The organism is Lacisediminimonas profundi, from assembly GCF_008831265.1.
Lineage (GTDB): Bacteria > Pseudomonadota > Gammaproteobacteria > Burkholderiales > Burkholderiaceae_D > Lacisediminimonas > Lacisediminimonas profundi.
Window position 1 is genome coordinate 76,150 of sequence record NZ_VTTH01000003.1, and the last position, 17,332, is coordinate 93,481.

General features: G+C 62.0%; 12 protein-coding genes. 8 read left to right on the forward strand and 4 right to left on the reverse strand.

The window, feature by feature from the left end; all coding sequences use genetic code 11:
* The first annotated feature begins 306 nt into the window (after positions 1 to 306).
* The 3 genes from FVE66_RS10145 to rfbC all read left to right on the forward strand — a co-directional run bounded on the left by FVE66_RS10145 (position 307) and on the right by rfbC (position 3,268).
* On the forward strand, positions 307 to 1,740 hold the full coding sequence (locus tag FVE66_RS10145; protein ID WP_151447328.1) for a tetratricopeptide repeat protein: 1,434 nt from the start codon (positions 307 to 309) through the stop codon (positions 1,738 to 1,740).
* 66 nt (positions 1,741 to 1,806) lie between these two features.
* Entirely contained in the window at positions 1,807 to 2,709 is a 903-nt protein-coding gene (gene rfbA / locus FVE66_RS10150; RefSeq protein WP_151447329.1) for a glucose-1-phosphate thymidylyltransferase RfbA, read from the forward strand.
* The gene (gene rfbC / locus FVE66_RS10155) at positions 2,705 to 3,268 is read left to right on the forward strand and encodes a dTDP-4-dehydrorhamnose 3,5-epimerase (RefSeq protein WP_206668756.1); all 564 of its coding nucleotides are present in this window, start codon (positions 2,705 to 2,707) and stop codon (positions 3,266 to 3,268) included. Before rfbA ends, rfbC begins: the two co-directional genes overlap by 5 nt.
* A gap of 895 nt (positions 3,269 to 4,163) precedes the next feature.
* Here rfbC and selD read toward each other — a convergent pair.
* Both selD and senB read right to left on the reverse strand, forming a co-directional pair.
* Entirely contained in the window at positions 4,164 to 5,234 is a 1,071-nt protein-coding gene (selD, locus tag FVE66_RS10160) for a selenide, water dikinase SelD (RefSeq protein WP_151447331.1), read from the reverse strand.
* Between the two features lie 2 nt (positions 5,235 to 5,236).
* Complete coding sequence (gene senB / locus FVE66_RS10165) at positions 5,237 to 6,286, reverse strand: selenoneine biosynthesis selenosugar synthase SenB (protein ID WP_151447332.1); 1,050 nt, start codon at positions 6,284 to 6,286, stop codon at positions 5,237 to 5,239.
* On the opposite strand from senB, the gene senA reads away from it, so the two are divergent.
* On the forward strand, positions 6,274 to 7,461 hold the full coding sequence (gene senA, locus FVE66_RS10170) for a selenoneine synthase SenA (protein ID WP_194164382.1): 1,188 nt from the start codon (positions 6,274 to 6,276) through the stop codon (positions 7,459 to 7,461). The genes senB and senA overlap by 13 nt on opposite strands.
* A gap of 1,010 nt (positions 7,462 to 8,471) precedes the next feature.
* Here the strand turns inward: senA and FVE66_RS10175 are convergent.
* Both FVE66_RS10175 and fabI read right to left on the reverse strand, forming a co-directional pair.
* Entirely contained in the window at positions 8,472 to 9,866 is a 1,395-nt protein-coding gene (locus FVE66_RS10175) for a DEAD/DEAH box helicase (RefSeq protein ID WP_151447333.1), read from the reverse strand.
* A gap of 496 nt (positions 9,867 to 10,362) precedes the next feature.
* On the reverse strand, positions 10,363 to 11,142 hold the full coding sequence (gene fabI / locus FVE66_RS10180) for an enoyl-ACP reductase FabI (RefSeq protein WP_151447334.1): 780 nt from the start codon (positions 11,140 to 11,142) through the stop codon (positions 10,363 to 10,365).
* Positions 11,143 to 11,320: 178 nt separating this feature from the next.
* On the opposite strand from fabI, the gene FVE66_RS10185 reads away from it, so the two are divergent.
* From FVE66_RS10185 to FVE66_RS10200, 4 genes are all read left to right on the forward strand, one after another.
* Complete coding sequence (locus tag FVE66_RS10185; protein ID WP_151447335.1) at positions 11,321 to 13,120, forward strand: extracellular solute-binding protein; 1,800 nt, start codon at positions 11,321 to 11,323, stop codon at positions 13,118 to 13,120.
* 75 nt (positions 13,121 to 13,195) lie between these two features.
* Complete coding sequence (locus FVE66_RS10190; RefSeq protein ID WP_151447336.1) at positions 13,196 to 14,260, forward strand: microcin C ABC transporter permease YejB; 1,065 nt, start codon at positions 13,196 to 13,198, stop codon at positions 14,258 to 14,260.
* 32 nt (positions 14,261 to 14,292) lie between these two features.
* Positions 14,293 to 15,351 carry an ABC transporter permease gene (locus FVE66_RS10195; protein ID WP_151447337.1) on the forward strand — a complete coding sequence of 353 codons (1,059 nt, stop codon included), beginning with the start codon at positions 14,293 to 14,295 and terminating at the stop codon, positions 15,349 to 15,351.
* Positions 15,348 to 16,937 carry an ABC transporter ATP-binding protein gene (locus FVE66_RS10200; protein WP_151447338.1) on the forward strand — a complete coding sequence of 530 codons (1,590 nt, stop codon included), beginning with the start codon at positions 15,348 to 15,350 and terminating at the stop codon, positions 16,935 to 16,937. Before FVE66_RS10195 ends, FVE66_RS10200 begins: the two co-directional genes overlap by 4 nt.
* Positions 16,938 to 17,332 lie beyond the last annotated feature (395 nt).

A 17,332-nucleotide genomic window follows, 5' to 3' on the forward strand; every position in this document is an offset into this window, starting at 1 on the left:
CCCGGAGATCGTCATGGTTGGGCCAGCAAGTGCAGAGAAATGGCAGAGCGTTCGAACATCGCCGTGCGTCACCTGGCAAACACCTGACTTCCAACATTTGGCCGATCCTGCACCATCAGCAAAGTGGAATAAACAAGTGTGAATGAGCGCTGCGCTTGAACCGCCGCTTCCGGCCGGCATCCGCCCGGAAGTGCAAAATAAATGGGGTCAGAGTCTGACCCCATTTATTACAGGTGAGCTGATTCAAGGGCTGACCATTACCCATATCCTGTGTTCTTTCCCGCCAACAGCCCTACAATCCTGCCTATGACTCCATCTTCCCCGCCCATTCCCGCCGATCTCGCGGCCGTGCTCCAGCAGGCCCAGGCCGCCCGTAACGCTTCCAACTGGACCGCCGCCATCGGGCTGTACCTGAAAGCGATGTCCGCCGCCCCGAAAAGCGCTGAGATCCAGCACAACCTTTCCCTGTGCCTGTACGGCATCGGCAACCACAAGGCGGCCATCATCGCGGCCGAAAACGCGCTGGCCCTGAAGCCGGCCCTGTGGCAGAGCAAGATCATCCTGGCCCGGTCGCGCAAGGCGCAGGGCGAGATGGAAACCGCAGACCAGGTCTTCAGCGAGGTATTGACGGCAGATCCCCTGAACGCTTCCGCGCTGCTCGGCCGTGCCGACCTGGCGATGAATGAATTCGGCGATCCGCTGGCCGCGGTGCGGCTGGTGCAGCCCTTGTGGAACGATCCGTCGCAGCGCAATGATGCCGAACTGACGACCCTGATGGCCTCGCTGTACGACCGCGACATCGGGTCGGTGGAGCTGACCCAGCAGGTGATGGATTTTTCCCGGCGCGCTTTGCGCATGCCTGATTTCTCGTTTCGTCCGCGCCCGTTGCGGCCGCTGCGTCCGGCCTCGGCGCGGCCCAGGGTGGCGCTGCTGTCGCCCTTGCTCTGCGTGTCGCCGGTGTACTTCCTGACCATCGCCGGCTTCCGGCATGTGGCAAAGGGCTGCGACATCGTGGTGTTCAATCGCGGGTCCAAGAAGGACTGGGCCACCGATGCCTTCCGCGAGATTGCGGCGGAATGGCTCGATGTGCAGCACCTGCCGGCACCACAACTGGCGCAGGCCATTCACGATGCCGACATCGAGGTGCTGTACGACCTGGGTGGGTGGATGGACCCGGTCGGGTTGCAAGCCTTGTCGGCCAAGCCGGCGCGGCAGCAGTTCAAATGGGTGGGCGGGCAGAGCATCACGACCGGCCTCACTACCTTCGACGGCTGGATCGGCGACGAAGCCCAGTCCCCGACCTACCTGCAGCCGCTGTACACCGAGCCGCTGATCAATATCGAAGGCGGCTACGCCACCTACACGCCGCCGCCCTACATGCCCGAGCCTGCCGCAGTGAAGAGCGATGTGCCGGTGATCTTTGCCAATCCGGCCAAGGTGTCGCGCGCTTTCCTGCAGATGCTGGCGGCGTTGCCGGGCAAGAAGTGCTTCGTGCACCGGCAGTACAAGTACGCGCGGGTTCGCGAGCGCATCGAGATGGTGCTCGATCCGCGGCAGGTGGAATATGTTCTCCCCGGCTCGCATCAGGAGGCACTGGAGGCGGTCAACCAGCACAAGGTCATGCTTGACACGTTTCCGTACAGCGGCGGCTTGACGGCGCGCGAGGCGAGGGCGCTTGGTGTGGGTGTGAAGACGCGGGTGGGGGAGTTGTTTTGCGAGCGGCATGGCGCTACGCTCTGATGCGCCGCACTGCATGCAGGGCGGACACAGGGATCAGGACATGGAACACAGGACTCGGGAATTGAAATGCCATTAACTACAGATGCGCCGGCCCGGCGCGGGATCATTCTTGCCGGCGGTTCGGGTACGCGCCTGCACCCGGTCACGGTGTCAGTGTCGAAGCAACTGCTGCCGGTGTATGACAAGCCGATGATCTATTACCCGCTCAGCACGCTGATGCTGGCGGGCATACGCGACATTTTGCTGATTTCCACGCCGCAGGACCTGCCGCGTTTCCAGCATCTGCTGCAAGACGGCAGCCAGTGGGGCATCAACTTGCAGTACGCGGAGCAGGCCTCGCCGGACGGGCTGGCACAGGCTTTCATCATCGGCCGCGATTTCCTCGGCAACCAGCCATCGTGCCTGATCCTGGGCGACAACATTTTCTACGGCCACGACTTTGACAGCCAGTTACGCGCGGCTTGCGCGCAGTCGCAAGGGGCGCGGGTTTTTGCGTATCACGTGCAAGACCCGGAGCGTTACGGCGTGGTGGAGTTCGATGCGAATCGGCGCGCGGTCAGCATCGAAGAAAAGCCGGCTGTCCCGAAATCGAATTACGCAGTCACGGGGCTGTATTTCTATGACCAGCAGGTGTGCGACATCGCGGCCTCGGTCCAGCCTTCGGCGCGCGGCGAACTGGAGATCACCGACGTCAATCGTGCCTACCTGGCGCAGGGCCAGCTCGACGTGCAGGTAATGGGCCGCGGCATGGCCTGGCTGGACACGGGCACGCACGAATCGCTGCTGGACGCTTCGCAGTACATTGCCACGATCGAAAAGCGGCAGGGGCTGAAGGTGGCGTGTCCGGAGGAGATTGCCTACCGCAAGGGCTACATCGACGCCGCGCAGGTCGCCCGGCTGGCCGAGCCGCTGAAGAAGAGCGGGTACGGGCAGTATCTGTTGAACATCCTGGATTCAAAGGTTTATTGAGATGCAGTTGATTGACACGGCGATACCCGACGTCAAGCTGATCGAGCCGACGGTGTATGGCGACCAGCGCGGGTTTTTTTACGAGAGCTTCAATGCTCGCACCTTTGCCGCGCTGACTGGCGTCTCGACGCCCTTCGTGCAGGACAACCATTCGCGCTCCATGCGCGGCGTGCTGCGCGGTTTGCATTATCAGATCCGGCAACCACAGGGCAAGCTGGTGCGCGTGGTGTCAGGCGAGATATTCGACGTCGCCGTCGACATCCGCCGCGGCTCGCCGACTTTTGGCAAATGGGTGGGGGACTACCTGTCAGAGCAGAACAAGCGCCAGATCTGGGTTCCCGCCGGCTTTGCCCATGGGTTTGTCGTGGTGTCCGAATTTGCAGAGGTGCTGTACAAGACGACCGATTATTGGGCACCCGAGCACGAGCGCAGCATTTTGTGGAACGACGCCACGATCGGGATCGAGTGGCCGGATGCCGGGGAACTGGTGTTGTCGGCCAAGGACCTGGCGGGGAAGGCGTTTGAGGAGGCGGAGGTGTTTACGGGGTCCGTATCTTGATTCTTGGCGTGGCCCGACGCACGCCACGAACGATCCCTTCGCTTGAACGCTGAGCATTACCTGCCCATAGCCGTGGGTGAGCGGTTTGGTGGTTTGGTGGCTTTCTGGCTTGCGGTTCGTTCGGCTGTGTTTGATGGTTGTGGTTGTGAAGCCGGGAGACACCCCGGCGGGTGTGTCCCTTTCTTTTCAAAAAGAAAGGAACCAAAGAAAACAGGGTCAAAACCCACTTGGCCAACGCTCGCCTCGATAGCCAACCAGACTCGGATGTCTGGGCTAATCCAGTGCGACGTTCGCGAGTGATGGTCCCTCGGCTGTGTGCCGCTTACCTAATCAGCCAACCCCATGAAGTGTCTTATACCGATGCCCGGCGCACCGTTGACTCTTAATGGTTTTCGAAGCTTCAAATATGCGACGGATCTGCTTCACGAAAGGCAGAGCGCCGCAGTTGCTCCCGGGGATACCCGCGCCCTTGGCAACCCCACCTCAAGCGCCAATTAACGGCTTCGAAAATAATTGGGAGTCAACGAGCGGTGGTGTGCGGTCGGCGGTATTGAAGCGGGTTGACTGATCCCGGTCAGAGGCGAACGTGTGGCAGGACTTCCCTCGCGATCGTCGCAATGGTTCGGCCCAGACGTCCGAGTCTGGTTGGCTATCGAGGCGGGCGCTGGCCAAGTGGGTTTTGACTCTGTTTTCTTTGGTTCCTTTCTTTTTAAAAAGAAAGGAACACACCCGCCGGGGTGTCTCCCGGCTTCACAACCACAACCATCAAACCCAGCCAAACGAACCGCAAGCCAAAGAGCCACCAAACCACTCACCCATGAATATGGGTAACGAAAGCCCTTGAAAGGCAGGGAGCATTAAAGTGACGCTACGGTCGACGCCGCAAATCGACGTACTACGCCTTCACTTCCACCTTCGCCGCCCCAGCAACCATCTCACCGATCACCGCTGCCTCGGCAAATCCGCCCTCGCGGAACAAGGCCAGCACACTGTCCACCGCCTCCGGCGCGCAGGACACCAGCAAGCCCCCCGATGTCTGCGGATCGGTCAACAGCATCTGCTGCACAGCCGAGACACCCACACCCAGCTGCACATCATGACCATAGCCGCCCCAGTTGCGGCCGGAGGCGCCGGTAACGAAACCTGCCTCCGCCAGTTGCTGCACGCCGGGCAGCAACGGAATGCGCGACATGTCCAGGCGCGCGGTCAGCCCCGCACCCCGCGCCAGTTCCAGCAGATGCCCGAGCAAGCCGAAGCCGGTGACATCGGTCAGGGCATGTACGCCGGCCATTTCCGACAGCAGGCGCCCCGGTTTGTTGAGCTTGGTCGTGGCCTCGATCATGGCGCGGTATCCGGCCTGGTCCAGCGCATTTTTCTTCAAGGCCGCCGACAGCACGCCCACGCCCAGGGGCTTGCCAAGGATCAGCTGGTCGCCGGCGCGGGCGTCGGCATTGCGCTTGACCCGGTCCGGGTGAACCAGGCCCAGCACCACCAGCCCATAGATCGGCTCGACTGAATCGATCGTGTGTCCGCCCGCGATCGGTATGCCGGCTTCGCCGCAGATCGATTCGCCGCCACGGATGATGCTTCCGATCACGTCCAGCGGCAGCTTGTCGATTGGCATGCCGACCAGCGCCAGCGCCATGATCGGCGTGCCACCCATCGCATAGACATCCGAGATCGCATTGGTCGCGGCAATGCGGCCGAAGTCGAACGGGTCGTCCACGATGGGCATGAAGAAATCGGTCGTAGCAATCAGCGCCTGCTCGTCGTTCAGGCGGTACACGGCGGCGTCATCGGCGGTTTCGATGCCGACCATCAGTTCCTTCGGTACCGGAAAGCCACTGGAACGCTTGAGAATTTCCGCCAGCACGCCGGGCGCGATCTTGCAGCCGCAGCCGCCGCCGTGCGAGAAAGAGGTGAGCTTGACGGGTTGTTCGGACGGGAGTTCGGTAGGTGCGTTCATGTTCATTCCTGATGCGGTAGCAGCACATTATCCAATAGTTCCAGCAGCGCCGCCTGCTCCCGCTCCGGGCTGAACAGGTCTGCCCGCTGGCTGCATTGCCGGCGCAACTGTTCGCGGTAAGGCGCTTCGTCCCGCACGCGCAGGATCAGCCTTGCCAGCGTGGCACTGTCGCCGACCGGAAAATAGCCGGCATAGTCGCTGCCCAGCATGCCGCGGTTGCCGTCGATGTCGCTGGCCAGCACCGGCACGCCGCTGGTCACTGCTTCGATGATCACATTCGCCCCGCCTTCCATCGCCGAGGTGATTACCATCAGGTCGCTGTCGGCCAGCAGCCGACGGGTGCGGGCATGGGGCAGACCGCCCAGCCATTCGTAGGACGGGCAGGCAGCGGCGGTGTCGGCAGCCTGTCGTGCCAGTCCGGCATCGAGTGCATGGCCGACGTGCAGCAAGCGGATGCCGGAGGACTTCAGTAGCAGCGCCGCCTGCATGTAGGTCTCCGGTCTTTTTTCGGCGCGCAGGTGGCCGATCATGATGACGGTGAAGGCCGGGTTGGCAGCAAGCGGGGATAGGGCCGCCGGCGCGCTGGCCGGCGTCAGGGACGGAGCAATGGATGGAGCAAACTGCGGAGCTGACTGGAAGATGACGCTGGTTTTTTTGCGCAGTGCCGGGGATAGCTGTTCGAGCCCGGCTTCCTGTAGCACCACCAGCCTGCTTGCCGCTTCCAGCGATTGACGGGCGTCAGCATCCGTGTGGATGTCGCGGTAGAGGTCGGTGCCGGTCAAGACAACGATCAGCGGCGCATCGGGCGATTGGCGCGCCCATGCTTGAATGGCAGGAGCCGATCTTCGCGCATGTAGTGCGATCATCAGATCTGCTTGTATTTTTCCATCCCATTCATCGGTCAGGCGCACGCGATAGCGATCGCGCAGGAAGCGTTGCCAGCGCGACGCAGTTTGCCAGTTGCCGTTGTTGGCTTTTGCCGATGCGGGACTGATAATGAATATAAGCGGCTTCGCCGTCACGGCTTCAGGATCTCTCGATGAATGCTTCATTTCGTACGGCCAGCCGCAGCGAACTGGCGGACGCGCTCACTGATGCGCGGGATTATACGCTCGCCCTGTTCGAGCGCTTTGCCGAGGCCGGACTGGACCTGCCGGCCCGCGTGCCCTTGCTGTCGACTGTCAATCCGCCGCTGTGGGAGCTCGGCCACCAGGCCTGGTTTGCCGAGTGGTACATCCTGCGTGAAGCCGAATCGAGCCAGCCGGGAACGGCGCGCGGACATTCGCTGCTGACCAAGGGCGACGACTGGTTCGATTCCAACCTGGTGCCACACAAGGAGCGCTGGTCGCTGGGCTTGCCGTCGCCCGGCGCGCTGAAGACATATTGCCGCGAAGTGCTGGACCGGGTCCTGGACAAATTGAGCCGGTCCGCCGAAAGCGCCGCGGCGCTGTATCCCTACCGCCTGGCGCTGGCCCATGAGGACATGCATGGCGAGGCGCTGGCCTACACCATGCAGACCCTGGGCGTTCCGGCGCTGCCGCATGGCAGCTGGAACACGACCCGCGCATGGGCGCAGGGCACGATCCGCTTCCCGGGCGGCACCTTCGAGCTTGGCAGCGCCCACAATGAATTCGTGTTCGACAACGAAAAATGGGCGCATCCGGTGCGGCTGGACAGTTACGAGATGGATGCGACGCTGGTGACCAACGCCCAGTATGCCGATTTCGTCGATGACAACGGCTACGAGAATCCCCATTACTGGACCCAGGCCGGACGCATCTGGCTGATGTCGCAGGAGCAGTCGGCGCCGCGTTACTGGCGGCGCGACAACAACAGCTGGCGCTGCGAGCGCTTCGGCCGTGACAGCATATTGCCGCAGCATGAGCCGGTGCGGCACGTCAACCTGTACGAAGCACAGGCTTACTGCACCTGGGCCGGCCGCCGCTTGCCGACCGAAGCGGAGTGGGAGAGTGCGGCATTGAGCCGACATCCGGCCTTGCGCTGGGGCGATCTGTGGGAATGGACTTGTTCGCGATTCCTGCCGTATGAGGGTTTCGAAGCGGATGCGTATCGTGAATATTCCCAGCCCTGGTTCGATTCGCACCAGGTGCTGCGGGGCGCGTCCTTTGTTACGCCGGGGCGCATGCGCTCGGTGAAATTCCGGAATTTCTATTTGCCGGAGAGGAATGATATTTTTGTAGGGTTCAGGACTTGCGGGATGGGGTGAGGGCGCTGTCCCAGGCACGTCACGAACGCCCCCCTTTCAAGGCTGAACCTTACCCATATCTCTGGTTAGTGGGTTTTTTGGATTTTGCGGCTTGTTGGCTTGCGGTTGGTGTGGCTGGGTGTGATGGTTGTGGTTGTGAAGCCGGGAGACACCCCGGCGGGTGTGTTCCTTTCTTTTGGAAAAAGAAAGGAACCAAAGAAAAGAAGGTCAAAACCCACTTGGCCAACGCCCGTTCCGATCGCCAACCAGACTCGGACGCTTGGGCCGAACCATTGCGACGTTCGCGAGGAAGGTCCTGCCACACGTTCGCTTCTGACCGGGATCAGTCAACCCGCTTCAATGCCGCCGACCGCACACCACCGCTCGTTGACTCCCAATTGTTTTCGAAGCCGCTAGTTGGCTCTTGAGGTCGGGTTTTCAGGGGGGGGGCGGGGCGAGCAATTCAGGCGATCTTCCCCAGAACTCTGCCTTTCTAGAAAAGATCCCCTCCGTCGCCTGTTTGAAGCTTCGAAAACCATTAAGAGTCAACGGTGCGCCGGGCATCGGTATAAGACACTTCATGGGGTTGGCTGATTAGGTAAGCGGCACACAGCCGAGGGATCATCGCTCGCGAAGGTCGCACTGGATTAGCCCAGACATCCGAGTCTGGTTGCCTATCGAAGCGTGCGTTGGCCAAGTGGGTGTTGAATTTGGTTTCTTTGGTGACTTTCTTTTCCAAAAGAAAGTTACACACCCGCCGGGGTGTCTCCCGGGCTTCACAACGACAAACAACAAACCCAGCCACACCAACCGTAAGCCAGAGACCCAAAAATCCACAAAACCACTCACCCACGGTTATGGGTAAGGCTCAGCCCTGAAAGGGAGAGGGCCAAAGGTCGCTCGGCCATCGACGTACTTGCTGCGGTCGGAGCAAATCGCCAGCCCAAAAAAAACGCATGGCAACCTGAGTCGCCATGCGTTTTTTAGTACTTGATCCAGCCGCATTGCGGCCGGAGTCAGTCAATCAGCAATCAACGATCGCCATATGACCGGCGTGCGCCGCCAGTATTGGCGCCGTCACGGTTGCCGCCGTAGCCGCTCTCGCGACGCGGTGCACCGCCTGCAGGCTTGCTGAAGCTGCGTTGGCCAGGCTTGGCGCGGCCGCGGCCATCGCCAGGCTTCCAGCCCGAACCGGTGCCCGGACGGGCAGGGGCTGCGCTGCGCTTCGGCTCCAGGCCGGCAATCACATCAACCGGAATCGATTGCTTGGTGAAGCGCTCGATGCGTTTGACGTTCATGTTTTCCTGGTGGTTGACCAGCGACACTGCAACGCCGTTACGACCGGCACGGCCGGTACGGCCAATGCGGTGGACATAGTCTTCCGGGAATTTAGGCAGGTCGTAGTTGATCACGTGGGTGATCGTCGGCACGTCGATGCCGCGGGCGGCAACGTCGGTCGCGACCAGCACTTTCACCTGGCCACGACGCATGCTGTCGAGGGTACGGTTACGCGCGCCCTGGTGCATGTCGCCATGCAACGCAGCAGCAGCAAAACCGGCGATGGTCAGGCGGTCGGCCAGCGTATCGGCATCGCGCTTGGTGGCGGTGAAAATCACGGCCTGGTCGATCGACTCGTCGCGCAGCAGGTGGTCGAGCATGCGGTTCTTGTGCGACAGGTCGTCGACGAAGTGAACCTTCTGCTGGATGTTTTCATGCCGTGCGGTGGCGCCGGTGATCTGGATCACTTGGGCGTTCTTGGTGATGCGCGCTGCAATCTTGCCGACCATGCCGTCCAGCGTGGCCGAGAACAGCATCGTCTGACGCGTTTCCGGCGTGGCGGCGACGATGCGCTCGATGTCTTCGACGAAGCCCATGTCCAGCATGCGGTCGGCTTCATCCAGAACCAGCACTTGCAGTTCGGAGAAATCGATCTTGCCCGATTCCATGTGGTCGATCAGGCGGCCTGGCGTGGCAACCAGGATTTCCGGATTGCGCGACAGCAGTTGCATCTGTTTCGGGTAAGGCATGCCGCCCAGGATGGCGACGGCACGGATGCTTCGCAGGTGCGAGCCGTATTTTTCGGTCGCGTTGGTCACTTGCAGTGCCAGTTCGCGGGTCGGCGTCAGTACCAGCACGCGCGGCTGGGCCGGGCGGAAGCGCGGACGCTCACCGCGGGCACGGGCTGCCTGCGCTGTCTGGTTCGCGGTCTTGCCAGCGTCGACCGGAACGGCGGAGGCCAGCAGGTGCAGCGACGGGATCATGAATGCGGCGGTCTTGCCCGAACCGGTTTGCGACGACACCATCAGGTCGCGTCCCTCGATTGCTGCCGGAATCGCTTGAGCCTGAACTGCGGTAGGGTCCTTGTAGCCGGATTCGTTGATTGCTTTAAGAATGGCCGGGTGGAGGCCGAGTGCTTCAAAAGTCATATTTACTTTCGTCAAAATCATTGCTCCGCGCTGCATGGGTAATGCAGAACGAAATGCGCTTGTGGCGCGAGGATAGCAACGCGAACCAACGAAACTGCGAAACAGCTATGAGAACTACAGAGAGCTCAGAGAGATTTCGGCACAATAAAGCTTTGCGCCGGGGCGGTGTCCGTCATAGGCGACACCAGGGGGCGGGAGGGCTTCGTATGGTTACTGCGAGGGTTTGCGATGCGGCGTTTAGTGCCCCATCAGGAGCACAGCCAGCGATTGTACGGGGTACGGTGGCGGATGTCCAGCCCCATCGTTCTAATATAAAGCGCCGGGAAGGGGGGAACGTTTGCAGGGTGGCTTCAGCTGCATCCGCCCTGCAAACTGCATGCCATTTCAACATGCCTTCGGACTTGCCGGAATGTGGACCATGCGGGCAACATGGTCCGCGATGTCCGGCCAATCAGGTCAGGCCAATCAGCTCAGGCCGCCTGGCCCGCCGAAAACATCACTCCGGCGCGTACATCACATTCGAAAAGCCGCCATCCACGTAGGTAATCTCGGACGTGATTCCAGCAGCCAGGTCCGACAGCATGAAGGCCGCCACATTGCCGACGTCTTCAATCGTCACGTTGCGGCGCAAGGGCGCGTTGGCCGCGACAATGCCGAGCAGCTTGCTGAAGTCCTTGATGCCGCTGGCAGCCAGGGTCTTGATCGGACCGGCCGAGATGCCGTTCACGCGCACCCCTCTCTTGCCCAGCGATTCCGCCAGGTAACGCACGCTGGCTTCCAGCGATGCCTTGGCCAGGCCCATGGTGTTGTAGTTCGGCGTGGCGCGGATGGCGCCGAGATAGGTCAGCGTCAGCAGCGATGAGCCAGGCTTGAGCAGCGGCAAGGCCGCCTTGGCCAAAGCCGGGAAACTGTAGGCGGAGATCTCGTGTGCGGTGCGGAATGCCTCGCGCGACAGGCCTTCCAGGAAATCGCCGGTAATTGCCTCGCGGGGCGCGAAACCGATCGAATGCAGCAGGCCGTCGAGCTGGCCCCAGGACTGGCCCAGGTCGCGGAACAGCGCTTCTATCTGCTCGTCGCTGCCGACGTCGCACGGGAAGATCAGTTCGCTGTCGAACTCCTTCGCGAAATCGACGATCCGGTCCTTGAAGCGGTCGCCGACATAGGTGAATGCCAGCTCGGCGCCTTCACGTTTGCAGGCCTGGGCGATGCCGTATGCGATGGAACGGTTGGACAGCAAGCCCGTGATCAGAATTTTTTTGCCTTGCAAGAACGCCATGGAGCGACTCCGGAATGTCAGGATGGGCAAGATTGTAGGGCTTCATGTGGGGCAGGGCAACCGCGGCGCCTTGCGCGGGCATCCCTTTATGTACAATAGACCACATCCTGTGGCGTGCGGGCCCACCTGCCGACGCCTGCCGGACGCAGCAGCCGATTCCTCCTGAGCCAACGCTTGCATGGTAAGACTCCTCTCGACATTGCTGTTCCTCGCTGGCTTGATGGCCGGCACCCACGCATGGGGCGCCCACGCATTCGCCCTCTACGGCGAGCCAAAATATCCGGCCGGTTTCAGGAATTTCGACTACGTCAATCCGGACGCGCCGCGCGGCGGGGAACTGTTCCTCGCCAATCCCGACCGCCGCACCAGCTTCGACAAGTTCAATCCGTTTTCGATGAAAGGGGTGGCGGCGGCCGGCTTGAGCAACCTGATGTTCGAGACCCTGGCCACCAGCTCTTCCGACGAAACCGCCACCATGTACGGCCTGCTGGCGCAAGACATGGTGCTGGCGCCGGACCGCATGTCCATGGTTTTCCGGCTCGATCCCAAGGCGCGCTTCAACAACGGCGATCCGGTGCTGGCCGAGGATGTGAAATATTCCTATGACACCCTGCTGGCCAAGGGCGCGCCGCAGTTCAAGTCGATCTTCGCCGACATCAAGCAGTGCGTGGTGCTGGATGCGCGCACCGTGCGCTTCGAGTTCAAGAGCCTCAATCGCGAGTTGCCGCTGATCGTCGGCGGGGTGCCGGTGTTTTCACGCAAGTGGGCCGCCGGCACACCCTTCGACAAGATACAGCTGGCGCCGCCGATCGCCAGCGGACCCTACCTGATAGACCGCTACGACGTCGGCCGCTCCATCGTGTACCGCCGCAATCCGGCTTACTGGGCCAATGAGGTACCGACCCGGCGCGGCATGTTCAACTTCGAGCGCATCGTCTATCGCTTCTACAAGGACGATGTGGCGCGGCTGGAAGCGTTCAAGGCCGGCGAATTCGACGTGGTGGTCGAATACAGCGCCAAGAACTGGGCGCGCGCCTACAACGGGCCGAAGTTCCGCAGCGGCGAAATCGTCAAGCGCGAACTCAAGCACTCCAACGGCGCCGGCATGCAGGGCTTCATGATGAACCTGCGGCGCCCGCAGTTCCGCGACCCGCGCGTGCGCCAGGCGCTGGGCCTTGCGCTGGACTATGAATGGATGAACCGCCAGCTTTTCTATAACCAGTACAAGCGCATCTATTCCTTCTTCAGCAACAGCGAGCTGGGCGCCACCGGCATGCCGGGTGCGGGCGAGCTCAAGCTGCTGGAACCGTTGCGTGCCGGGCTCGATCCCGCCGTGTTCGGCCCGGCGCCGGTACCGCCCGATACCGAGCCGCCGGCTTCGCTGCGCGCCAACCTGCTCAAGGCGCGCGAGCTGTTTCGCCAGGCCGGATGGGAATACCGTGATGGCGCGTTGCGCAATGCCAGCGGCGAGGTGTTCGGCTTCGAGATCCTGGACGACCAGTCGGCGCTGTCGCGCGTGATCAGCGTCTATGTGCGCAACCTGAAAAAGCTGGGCGTGCAGGTGACGCAGCGCACCGCCGACTACGCGCTGGTGCAAAAGCGCATGGAAGAATTCGACTACGACATGACCACCCAGCGGCTGCCCGACGTCACCAGCCCGGGCAATGAAATGTTCGATATCTTCGGTTCGCAAGCGGCGGACATCAAGGGATCGAACAATGTCTGGGGACTGAAAGATCCGGCGGTCGACAAGCTGGTGGCGGCCCTGGTTGCGGCGGAAACCCGCGAGCAGCTGGTCTCCGCGGCGCGCGCGCTGGACCGGGTGCTGCTGCATAAATACATCGCGGTGCCGCACTGGTTCTCGCCTACCCACCGGGTGGCCTATCGCAACCGTTTCGGCATTCCCGACAAAGCGCCGCTGTACTACCAGGCGGATCCCTACGTAATTTCGAACTGGTGGCAAGCCAAGCCGCGCTGATATGTCCGGCACGGACAGCAGGGACAGCGGCGGCGGCATGGACAAATACCGGATTGACCGCATACAGATGGAACCATGAATATCTGGGCTTATATCGCCAAGCGCGTGTTGCTGATGATCCCGACATTATTGGGCGTCATCGCGATCACCTTTGCCGTGATCCAGTTCGTGCCCGGCGGGCCGGTCGAACAGGCGCTGATGGAGCTGAAGCAGGGTGCCGTGACCGGCGGCGGTGAAGCCAGCGGCGGCGGTGCGTCGCAGTACCGCGGCCGCCAGGGCATAGACGCCGAGCGGGTCAAGGAAATCCAGGCGCTGTATGGGTTCGACAAGCCGCCGATGGCGCGTTTCTGGCAGATGCTGAAGGGCTTTGCCACCTTCGACCTCGGGCAGAGCTTCTACCATCACAAGGATGTGTGGGAACTGGTCAAATCCAAGTTGCCGGTCTCGATCTCGCTGGGCATGTGGGCGTTTTTCCTGACCTATTTCATTTCGGTCCCGCTCGGGATCAGCAAGGCGGTCCGCGAAGGAAGCCGCTTCGACGTCGCCACCAGCATCGCGGTGCTGATTGGCTACTCGATACCGGGCTTCGTGCTCGGCGTGCTGCTGCTGGTGCTGTTTGGTGGCGGCAGTTTCGTCCAGTGGTTTCCGCTGCGCGGCCTGACGTCCGACAACTGGGAAACACTGTCCTGGTCCGGCAAGATTGCCGACTATCTGTGGCACATCACGCTGCCGGTGGTGGCCTCGGTTGCCGGTTCCTTCGCCGTCATGACCATGCTGACCAAGAACACGTTCCTGGAAGAGATACGCAAACAGTACGTACTGACGGCGCGCGCCAAGGGCTTGTCGGAAAAAACCGTGTTGTACAAGCACGTGTTCCGCAATGCACTGATTCCGCTGGTGACCGGTTTCCCGGCGGCCTTCATCGGCGCCTTCTTCGCCGGCTCACTGCTGATCGAAACCCTGTTCTCGCTGGATGGCCTGGGCCTGCTGTCGTATGAGTCGGTGGTGCGGCGCGACTATCCGGTGGTGATGGGCACGCTCTACCTGTTCACGCTGATCGGGCTGGTGGTGAAACTGATCGGCGACCTTTGCTACGTGTGGGCCGATCCGCGCGTGCAGTTCGAAAGCCTGGCACGATGAGCACGCAAAGCACGCAAAGCACGCAGAACCCCATGAGCACGCCGAGCATGCAGGCCACGACGGCCGCGCCCTCGATCTCCCCCGGCCGCCGGGTCTGGCTGCGGTTTCGCCGTGACCGGCGCGGCTACTGGAGCCTGGTGATTTTCCTGATCCTGTTCGGGCTGAGCCTGATGGCGGAAGTGATCTCCAACGACCGCCCGCTGGTGGCGCGCTACAAGGGCGAACTGGTGTTTCCGATCGTGAAGGATTATTCCGAACGGGTGTTCGGCGGCGACTTCGACTCGCCGGCCGACTATCTCGATCCCTTCATCGAAAAGCAGTTCAGCGAACCGGGCAACTGGGCCATCTATCCCTTGAACCGCTATCGTTATGACACGCTGAATTATTTTGCCAGGTCGCCCAATCCGGCGCCGCCGACCGGGCAGAACTGGATCGGCACCGACGACCGCGGCCGCGACGTGTTCGCCCGGCTGCTGTACGGCTTTCGCATCTCGATCCTGTTCGGGCTGGCGCTGACTGCGACCGGCGTCATCCTCGGCTTGGTCACCGGCGCGATACAGGGTTATTTCGCCGGCCGCACCGACCTGCTGTTCCAGCGCTTCATGGAGATCTGGAGTTCAATGCCGGAGCTGTACCTGCTGATCATCTTCGCGTCGATTTTCGACCCCAGCATAGGCCTGCTGTTGCTGTTGCTATCCTTGTTCGGCTGGATGGGCCTGTCGGATTACGTGCGCGCCGATTTCCTGCGCAACCGCAACCTCGAATATGTGCAGGCGGCCCGCGCGCTGGGACTGTCGAACTGGCAGATCATCTGGCGCCATGTGCTGCCCAACAGCATGACGCCGGTCGTGACCTTCCTGCCGTTCCGGATGAGCGGCGCGATCCTGGCGCTGACCAGTCTCGATTTCCTTGGCCTGGGCGTGCCGCCGTCGACCCCCAGCCTGGGCGAGTTGCTGGCCCAGGGCAAGAACAACCTCGACGCCTGGTGGATCGCGCTGTCCACGTTTGCCGTGCTGACCGTCACGCTGCTGTTGCTGACCAATATCGGCGATGCGCTACGCAATGCGCTTGATGTCCGGAGGCGGACATGAGCCTGCTTGAGGTACGCAATCTGGTGGTCGGATTCGGTTCTTCCACGGTCGTCAACGATGTCAGTTTCACGATTGCGCCCGGCGAGAAATTCGCACTGGTTGGCGAATCCGGATCCGGCAAGACCGTGACTGCGCTATCGATCCTGCGCCTGAACCAGGACGCTGCGTATGGCGGACAGATCCTGTTCGACGGCGAAGACATCCTGCAAAAGCCGGTCCCGGCCCTGCGTACGCTGCGCGGCCGCGACATCGCCATGATTTTCCAGGAACCGATGACAGCGCTCAACCCGCTGTTCACCATCGGCAACCAGATTGCCGAAGTGCTGATGTTGCACGAAGGCCTGGGTGCCAAGGCAGCAGCGCGGCGCGCGGTCGAATTGCTGGACAAGACCGGCATACCGGAACCGGCGCGGCGCGCGCTTGCCTATCCGCACCAGTTGTCCGGCGGCCAGCGCCAGCGCGCCATGATTGCGATGGCGCTCGCCTGCCGGCCGCGGCTGCTGATCGCCGACGAGCCGACCACTGCGCTGGACGTGACGATACAAGTGCAGATACTGGAACTGCTGAACCAGCTGCAGCGTGAAGAAAACATGGCCGTGCTGATGATCACGCACGACCTCAACCTGGTCCGCCATTTCGCCGACCGCGTCGGCGTGATGGAAAAGGGCCTGCTGGTCGAGACCGCCAGCACCGCCGAACTGTTTGCCGCCCCGCGGGAAGCCTACACCCGCAAATTGCTGGCCAGTCATCCGGATCACTTGCTGGAGACGGCTCCTCAAGGCGACGAGTTGTTGTTGCAGGGCGAGCAGGTACGCTGCGTGTTCCAGATCAGCCAGGGCTGGTTCAAGAAGCGCGACTTCGTTGCCGTCGACAATGTGGACTTGCAGCTGCGTGCCGGCGAGACGCTGGGCATAGTCGGCGAGTCCGGTTCCGGCAAGTCGACGCTGGGGATGGCGATGCTGCGCCTGTCCGCCGCGAAGGTGGCTGGACGGATTGCGTTTGTGGGCCAGCCGATCAGCGAGATGGACAGCGCCCGCGTCAGGCCACTGCGCGCGCGCATGCAGGTCGTATTCCAGGACCCGTTCGCATCGCTGTCACCGCGCAGGACGATCGAACAGATAGTTGGCGAGGGACTGGCGCTGCATCATCCCGAGCTGTCGCGTGATGGGTTGCGGAATGCGGTTGGCGCGGCGCTGGAGGAAGTCGGATTGCAGCCGGAGATGATGTCACGCTATCCGCACGAATTCTCCGGCGGCCAGCGGCAGCGAATTTCGATTGCGCGGGCGCTGGTGCTGAAGCCGGCGCTGATCCTGCTGGACGAGCCGACGTCCTCGTTGGACGTGTCGGTGCAGTTGCAGGTGCTGCGGCTGCTGGCCGGCTTGCAGAAGAAATACGGCCTGGCTTATCTCTTCATCAGCCATGACCTGGCGGTGATCCGGGCGATGGCGCATCGGGTGATGGTGATGAAGGATGGGAGGGTAGTGGAGGCGGGCAGCACGGAATCGGTGCTGAGCGATCCACGGGAGGAGTATACGAGGAGCTTGTTGGCGGCGGCTACTTATGCGACGTTAAAGGGGGCGGGGTAGGAGGGGGCTTCCTCCTTTGGCGGCCCTTTGTTTGCTGGCGTTTGTGCTGTATTCGAACTGGCGTTGCTTGCGACGTAGCCGGTTTTCGCACCGGCGGGCGTGTCCCTTTCCTTGCGGGCTGGTGTGCTGTTTTCAAGCTATCGTTGATTGCGACCAAGCCGGGACTCGCCCCGGCGGGCGACGTCCTTTCTTTGGTCGCCAAAGAAAGGACGCAAAGAAAGGCGACCCGGATACGACGCCCCTTCGGGGTCCCCCCGAAATCCGACGGCCTGGCGGAGAAGCGTGCAAACTCGCTTCGCTCAGACAAGCACGCTTCTTTATCCGCCATCCCATCAGATTTCGGGGCGTCGTATACGGGAGGTAGGTCAAAACCGTATCGCTGCGGCCAACGCTGA

Bases quoted from the DNA above. Each gene is read 5' to 3' on its own strand.
- FVE66_RS10145 (WP_151447328.1), top strand. From the start codon at position 307: ATGACTCCATCTTCCCCGCCCATTCCCGCCGATCTCGCGGCCGTGCTC.
- rfbA (WP_151447329.1), top strand. From the start codon at position 1,807: ATGCCATTAACTACAGATGCGCCGGCCCGGCGCGGGATCATTCTTGCC.
- selD (WP_151447331.1), bottom strand. From the start codon at position 5,234: ATGAACGCACCTACCGAACTCCCGTCCGAACAACCCGTCAAGCTCACC.
- senA (WP_194164382.1), top strand. From the start codon at position 6,274: ATGAATGCTTCATTTCGTACGGCCAGCCGCAGCGAACTGGCGGACGCG.
- senB (WP_151447332.1), bottom strand. From the start codon at position 6,286: ATGAAGCATTCATCGAGAGATCCTGAAGCCGTGACGGCGAAGCCGCTT.
- FVE66_RS10175 (WP_151447333.1), bottom strand. From the start codon at position 9,866: ATGACTTTTGAAGCACTCGGCCTCCACCCGGCCATTCTTAAAGCAATC.
- fabI (WP_151447334.1), bottom strand. From the start codon at position 11,142: ATGGCGTTCTTGCAAGGCAAAAAAATTCTGATCACGGGCTTGCTGTCC.
- FVE66_RS10185 (WP_151447335.1), top strand. From the start codon at position 11,321: ATGGTAAGACTCCTCTCGACATTGCTGTTCCTCGCTGGCTTGATGGCC.
- FVE66_RS10190 (WP_151447336.1), top strand. From the start codon at position 13,196: ATGAATATCTGGGCTTATATCGCCAAGCGCGTGTTGCTGATGATCCCG.
- FVE66_RS10195 (WP_151447337.1), top strand. From the start codon at position 14,293: ATGAGCACGCCGAGCATGCAGGCCACGACGGCCGCGCCCTCGATCTCC.
- FVE66_RS10200 (WP_151447338.1), top strand. From the start codon at position 15,348: ATGAGCCTGCTTGAGGTACGCAATCTGGTGGTCGGATTCGGTTCTTCC.